Annotated in this window: 7 protein-coding genes and 1 pseudogene; 6 read left to right on the top strand and 2 right to left on the bottom strand. The window is 58.2% G+C overall.

Annotation, left to right across the window (positions count from 1 at the left end):
• Positions 1-116: 116 nt before the first annotated feature.
• Both VGP75_RS13570 and VGP75_RS13565 read right to left on the bottom strand, forming a co-directional pair.
• The gene (locus tag VGP75_RS13570; protein WP_327544179.1) at positions 117-422 is read right to left on the bottom strand and encodes a hypothetical protein; all 306 of its coding nucleotides are present in this window, start codon (positions 420-422) and stop codon (positions 117-119) included.
• 238 nt (positions 423-660) lie between these two features.
• Positions 661-2,307, bottom strand: a complete 1,647-nt coding sequence (locus tag VGP75_RS13565; RefSeq protein ID WP_327544178.1) for an electron transfer flavoprotein-ubiquinone oxidoreductase — start codon at positions 2,305-2,307, stop codon at positions 661-663.
• Positions 2,308-2,511: 204 nt separating this feature from the next.
• Here VGP75_RS13565 and greA point away from each other — a divergent pair, with 204 nt between their 5' ends.
• The 6 genes and pseudogenes from greA to VGP75_RS13535 all read left to right on the top strand — a co-directional run.
• Positions 2,512-2,982 carry a transcription elongation factor GreA gene (gene greA, locus VGP75_RS13560; RefSeq protein WP_327544177.1) on the top strand — a complete coding sequence of 157 codons (471 nt, stop codon included), beginning with the start codon at positions 2,512-2,514 and terminating at the stop codon, positions 2,980-2,982.
• A 14-nt stretch (positions 2,983-2,996) separates the two neighbouring features.
• Positions 2,997-4,016 (top strand): hypothetical protein, encoded by a 1,020-nt coding sequence (locus tag VGP75_RS13555; RefSeq protein WP_327544176.1) that lies wholly within the window; start codon positions 2,997-2,999, stop codon positions 4,014-4,016.
• 5 nt (positions 4,017-4,021) lie between these two features.
• Positions 4,022-4,951, top strand: a complete 930-nt coding sequence (locus VGP75_RS13550; protein WP_327544175.1) for an AEC family transporter — start codon at positions 4,022-4,024, stop codon at positions 4,949-4,951.
• A gap of 37 nt (positions 4,952-4,988) precedes the next feature.
• Positions 4,989-5,816, top strand: coding sequence for an S-formylglutathione hydrolase (gene fghA / locus VGP75_RS13545; protein WP_327544174.1), 828 nt, complete (start codon positions 4,989-4,991; stop codon positions 5,814-5,816).
• On the top strand, positions 5,813-6,259 hold the full coding sequence (locus tag VGP75_RS13540) for a YaiI/YqxD family protein (protein ID WP_327544173.1): 447 nt from the start codon (positions 5,813-5,815) through the stop codon (positions 6,257-6,259). Before fghA ends, VGP75_RS13540 begins: the two co-directional genes overlap by 4 nt.
• A 5-nt stretch (positions 6,260-6,264) precedes the next feature.
• Positions 6,265-6,541 (top strand): annotated as a pseudogene (locus VGP75_RS13535) (EamA family transporter); the annotation flags it as partial.

Raw genomic sequence — 6,541 nt, 5'->3', positions numbered from 1 at the left:
GTCAAAATTCCTAGTATTCGCTACCCCACTCGGCTGAGCGGGGTAGCGGGGGACTGCTTCAAGCCCATACTTTGTCTAGCAATGATTTACCGTGCAACGCAGGGCGCCTTTGCTGATCATTTGTTTGCATTACTCGGGCCGTCGCCCTTGCCGCCGGGCTGCGGGAATGGATTGTCCGTCCGCTGACCATCCATAGGAGCAGCGCGTGGTCCCGGATTATTGTTGCCGCTATTGCCAGTAATGCCATCCCAAGGACTGTTGCCTACAGGCTTAGCATTTCCGGGGTTACCGCCTTCCGGTTCCTCGGGTTTTGGTGACGGAGGGTCGCAATCTATGAGGCAGCCATCCGCAAAACTGGCCGATGCCAATCCCAAGGATATGACAGTAAATGTGCTGAACATCGCAGCCTTAAGAACATTCATCTTACTTCCCTTTGCACTGTTAAACGCGCCCACAATACGCTGGGCGTGTCTTATTCTAATAAAAACTGCATGAATGCTGAATTAATGGCCTATTGAGACGGCAACTTTGCGGTCCTTCTCCCCTGAACCTCATCCGTCTCGCTCTGTTTGGCGTTTGCAGTCGATCCGGGCTCACAGCCGCCATTCACGGCTTTCATATGCATGAATGAAAAGGGCCCCTTGCGGGGCCCTTGATCGTTTACATATTCGGATAATTCGGCCCGTCACCACCTTGTGGCACTGTCCATGTGATATTCTGGCTCGGGTCTTTGATATCGCAGGTTTTGCAGTGCACGCAGTTCTGGAAGTTGATCTGGAACTTCGTGTCAGCCCCTTCACCGACGAATTCATAGACACCCGCCGGGCAATAGCGCGCTGAGGGGCCGGCGTATTTGGCGAGGTTCACTTTGACCGGCACGTCTGGGTCGGTCAGGTGCAGGTGTGCAGGCTGGCTTTCCTCGTGGTTGGTAAAGCTGAACGATACGTTCGTCAGACGATCAAACGACAGCGTGCCATCGGGCTTGGGGTAGGTGATCTCTTTGTGTTTGCTGGCGGGTTCGGTCGCTTCGGCGTCGGATTTGCCGTGTGACAGCGTGCCAAGGAACCCGTTGCCGAAGGTGTTCATCCACATGTCCATCCCGCCGATGGTCAGTGACCCGAGCAGGCCATATTTGGACCAGAGCGGTTTGACGTTGCGCACCTTGCGCAGGTCTTTGCCAATCTCGCCTTTGCGCACGGCGGCGTCGTAACCTTCCAGCAGATCGCCGCTGCGCCCTGCCTTGATAGCATCCAACGCGGCTTCGGCTGCGGCGATGCCGGACAGCATGGCGTTATGGTTGCCCTTGATGCGCGGTACGTTGACCATGCCAGCCGCACAGCCCAAGAGCGCGCCACCGGGGAATTCAAGCTGCGGCATGGATTGGAAACCACCCTCGGAAATGGCGCGCGCACCGTAGGCCACGCGCTTGCCGCCTTTGAGCAGTTCGGCCACCTGCGGGTGGTGCTTGAACCGCTGGAATTCCATGTAGGGGAAGAGATGCGGGTTCTTGTAGTTCAGGTGAACCACGAAACCCACGTAGACCTGATTGTTCTCAAGGTGGTAAATGAAAGACCCGCCGCCCGCATTTCCGTTCAAAGGCCAGCCCATGGTGTGTGTCACGGTGCCTTCACGGTGCTTTTCAGGGTCGATTTCCCAGATTTCCTTCATGCCCAACCCGTATTTCTGGACATCGGATTTTGCATCAAGGTCGTATTTCGCGATCACCTGCTTGGAGAGGGATCCGCGTACGCCTTCGCCAAGGAACACGTATTTGCCGTGTAGTTCCATGCCGGGTTCATAGGACGGGCCGGGGGTGCCGTCGGCGTTCTTGCCGAATTCGCCTGCGACCACGCCTTTGACTTCGCCGTTTTCGCCATAGACCAGTTCCGAGCAGGACATGCCGGGGAAAATCTCGACACCCATTTCCTCGGCCTGTTCGGCCATCCAGCGGCAGACATTGCCCATCGACACAATATAGTTGCCGTGGTTGCTCATGAACGGAGGCATCAGGATGTTGGGGATGCGCAGCTGTCCGGCCTCACCCAGCATGTAAAAGTTGTCTTCCTTGACAGGCACGTTCAGCGGCGCGCCTTTTTCTTTCCAATCGGGGATCAGCTTGTTCAGGCCAACCGGATCAAGTACCGCGCCCGACAGGATATGCGCGCCCACTTCCGACCCTTTTTCCAGCACAACCACGCTCAGTTCAGCATCAAGTTGCTTCAGCCGGATTGCCGCTGAGAGACCGGCAGGGCCTGCGCCCACGATCACGACATCATATTCCATTGCTTCGCGTTCAATCTCGGCCATCGGCAAATCCTTCAAAATACGGGGCGCTTGCCCCCTTTTATTCAGTCGTAGCAAGGGTTACCTGATGACGGATTAAGGGGCAATCAAGACACGACGTCAAAATTGGCGCACGCGACATCTAATCGCGGCTAAGCCTTGACTTGGCCTCTGCCTAATAGACTATGAACGCTGGACGAATGATTTTCCCCCGGGAGGGGAGTAGCGATGGATAAGATACCTTTGACCCGCGCTGGCTTTGACAAGCTGGATGCCGAACTCAAGCACCTGAAATCCGTGGAACGCCCTGCGATTATCCGTGCGATCTCGGAGGCGCGTGAGCACGGCGATTTGTCCGAGAACGCGGAATATCACTCGGCCAAGGAAAAGCAGTCCTTCATTGAAGGGCGCGTGAAAGAGCTTGAAGGCGTGATTTCGCTGGCGGATGTGATTGATCCTTCCAAACTGTCCGGCACCGTCAAATTCGGCGCGACTGTTACTCTGGTCGACGAGGAAACTGATGAGGAAAAGACCTATCAGATCGTGGGCGAGTATGAGGCCGACATCGAAAGCGGCAAGCTGAATATGAAGTCGCCATTGTCGCGGGCCTTGATCGGCAAGGACGAAGGTGACAGCGTCGAGGTCCGCACCCCCGGTGGTGTGCGCAGCTATGAGATCTTGTCGATCACCTTCAAATAGGAAGTGCGCAAAAAATGGCGCAGAAATCCAACACTGATCGTGCCGGCTTGGACGCAGGTCCTGGCCAGGTCGAGCCTTTGGCGATTGCGGCGTCAGTCGCATGGGTCATTGTTGCGACGTTTCTGTTTTGGCTGACGTGGCCAGACCCGGCACCTGCTGACGGGTTTGCCACCGCGTGGTTCGTTCTTGTTGCGCTCGCGATTATCTTGCCTGCGGCATTGATCTGGGTGGCGGTCGCCTCGGCGCGGGCTGTGCGCAACCTGCGCCACGAGTTGTTTCAGACACAGACCAGCATCGACCGGCTGTCAGATATGCTGGCCAGCAAAAGCGCAGCGAAAGAGTCCGCCGCTCCCCGACCTGTCGTGCCCAATGCCCCTCCGCCGCCAGAACCTGCGCCCGCGCCGCCAACTCCGCCGCTTGCGGAAGCTCAGCAAGACGCGCCTGTATCGCAGTTCGCCTCGCGCCGCGAGGTGTCCCGCCTGATCGTCCCGCGCGCCGCGCCGCAGGTGCCCGCTGATCAACCGGCCCTGGCGTTTGATACCCCGTCCGAGGAGGCCCGCCCGCCGATCGCGCGCCCTGATCTGGTCAAGGCGCTGCATTTTCCGAATGATGAAAACGATACGGACGGTTTTGCCGCCCTGCGCCGCGCGCTACGTGATCGTGATGCGCGCAAACTGGTGCAGGCCAGTCAGGATGTGCTGACGCTCTTGTCGCAAGATGGCATCTATATGGATGATCTGCGCCCCGCACCGGTTGGCGCGGATCTTTGGCGCCGGTTTGCCAAGGGCGAGCGGGGGCGGTCGGTCGAGCAGTTGGGCGGGATCCGTGATCAGGCCTATCTGTCCCTGATTAGCAGACGGACCCGCGAAGACGCCATTTTCCGCGACGCAGTGCATCATTTTCTGCGCTGCTATGATCAGTTCCTTGTCACCTTCGCGGAAGACGCCACCGATACTGATTTACTGGCCCTTGCCGAAACCCGCACTTCGCGCGCCTTTATGCTGCTGGCCCGCACCACAGGGACGTTTGATTAACCCGTATGTGGGATATTTTTCTTCAGACTTTGCCTTTCTTTATGCTCATTGCTTTGGGCTATGGATCGGGGCTGACCAAGTTCTTCACGCCCGAGGCCACGGCCTATCTGACCAAGTTCGTTTTCTATTTTGCGCTCTCGGCGATGCTCTTTCGCTTTTCGGCCAACCTGTCTCTGGCAGAGATCCTTGATTGGCAATTCGTGCTGGCCTACCTGAGCGCTACAACGGTGATCTATCTGCTGGCTGTCGCTGTTGCGCGCAGACGCGGCTTGCCGATGACCGAAGCGGCGGTTGAGGGCCAGTGTGCCGTGATCGGCAACGTCGGATTCTTGGGCATCCCGATGTTGGTGCTGCTTTTGGGCGAGGGCGCGGTTGGCCCCGTCATGATGGTGCTGGCGGTTGATCTGATCGTCTTTGGCAGTCTGATCGTGATCCTGATCACAGGCTCGCGTGACGGGAGGATGTCGCCGCGTGTCTTGTGGACAGTCACGGTTGGACTGATCAAGAACCCGATGATTGTCTCGATCTCGTTGGGTTTGCTGGTGTCGGCCAACGATATTCCGGTGCCCGTGCCAGTAAACGAGTTTCTGACCTTGCTGGGGGCCGCCGCAACACCCGGTGCGCTGTTTGCCATCGGGGCGTCTCTGGCCACCAAATCAGCCGAGCGAGTGGCCGTTGCAGGCTGGCTATCACTCTGCAAACTGATCCTGCATCCCGCAGCGGTGGCATTTGCCGCACTGATGCTTTTTGACGTCGATCCCTATACTGCGGGCGTAATGATTGCCGCTGCTGCGCTGCCGGTCGCGGGCAATGTCTATATTCTAGCACAGCACTATGGCGTCGCCCCCACGCGCGTCTCTGCAGCGATCCTGATCTCGACTGCGGCAAGCGTTGTGACGGTGTCCTTGGTCATTGCGTGGGTGACAAGCTTCTGAACCTGCGCTAGCCCTTGGGCAAACGAAAGGGAAGCACATGGAAAAGATCTCGGAGAACCGCGCCTTTGGTGGCACGCAGGGGGTGTACAAGCATGCCTCAGTAGCCTGTTCTTGTGATATGACTTTTGCGGTCTTTCTACCTGCCGAGGCCGCCGATGGTCCTGTGCCGGTGTTGTGGTTCCTGTCGGGTCTGACCTGCACCCATGAAAACGCCATGACGAAGGCGGGCGCGCAGGCCTGGGCCGCCGAGCAGGGGATTGCACTGGTCTATCCTGATACATCGCCGCGCGGTGACGATGTGCCCAACGATGAAGCCTATGATCTGGGCCAAGGGGCGGGCTTTTATGTGAACGCGACCGAGGCCCCTTGGAGCAAACACTTTCAGATGTGGACCTATGTGAGTGAGGAATTGCCAGCCTTGTTGGCCGAGAAATTCCCGCTGGATATGTCGCGCCAGTCGATCATCGGCCACTCCATGGGCGGGCATGGTGCGCTAACGCTCGCGATGTCTTTGCCAGGGCGGTTCCGGTCCGTGTCGGCCTTTGCGCCGATCTGCCATCCCACCGCCAGCGACTGGGGCCGCAAACAGTTTACCGCCTATTTCGGCGATGCCGCCAAAGGGGCCAAGCATGATGCGACGCTTTTGATGCAGGATGCAGGCTTTGACGGACCGGTCCTGATTGACACCGGCACCGATGACCAGTTCGGTGATCTGCTGGGGACGGAACATCTGGCCCAAGCCATGGCCGCCAAACGGCAGGAAGGGCAAATCAGGTTGCAAAAGGGCTATGACCACTCTTACTTCTTCATCTCGACCTTCATGGAAGATCACGTCGCCTTCCATGCCGAGGCGCTTTATTCGTGATTTATATCGATGCCGATGCCTGCCCGGTAAAAGCCGAGGTCGAACGTGTCGGCACGCGGCATAAGCTGAAGATGTTTGTCGTCTCGAACGGAGGCATCCGGCCGTCGCAGAACCCGTTGGTGGAAACGGTGGTCGTGCCCGATGGTCCTGATGTGGCCGATATGTGGATTGCCGATCACGCGACCAAGGGCGATGTGGTGATTACTGGCGATATTCCTCTGGCGGCGCGCTGTATTGAAAACGGTGCGCTCGTGCTGAAACATAACGGCGAGGCACTGACGCAGGCCAATATCGGCAATGTGCTCGCGACCCGCGATCTGATGGCTGATATGCGCGCGGCTGATCCATTTCGCCAGGGCGGCGGCAAACCGTTCAGCAAGGCGGACAGAGCGCGGTTTCTGGACGGGCTGGAGCGCGCCGTGCGCGCGGCGGCAAAGCTGTGACGCAGATGTCAGGGGCCAAGCTGGGCGCAATTTGCGCGGCGGTGTCGGTGTTATTTTTCTCGATCAATGACGTCGCCATCAAGTTTCTCAGTGGCGGTTATGCGCTGCATCAGGTCGTGCTGATCCGCTCTGTGATCGGGCTGTTCATCATCATGGCGGTGATCGCACCCTTCACTTCGGGCTGGGCGATTGCGCGCACCAAGCGGTTGAAAATGCACATCCTGCGCGGCCTTTGCGTGGTCTTTGCCAATATGACGTTCTTCCTAGGGCTGGCGGCGATGC

The sequence above is a fragment of the Yoonia sp. genome, from assembly GCF_036007805.1.
In the GTDB taxonomy this organism is placed as follows: domain Bacteria; phylum Pseudomonadota; class Alphaproteobacteria; order Rhodobacterales; family Rhodobacteraceae; genus Yoonia.
This window is presented reverse-complemented; position numbering and strand designations above follow the sequence as displayed.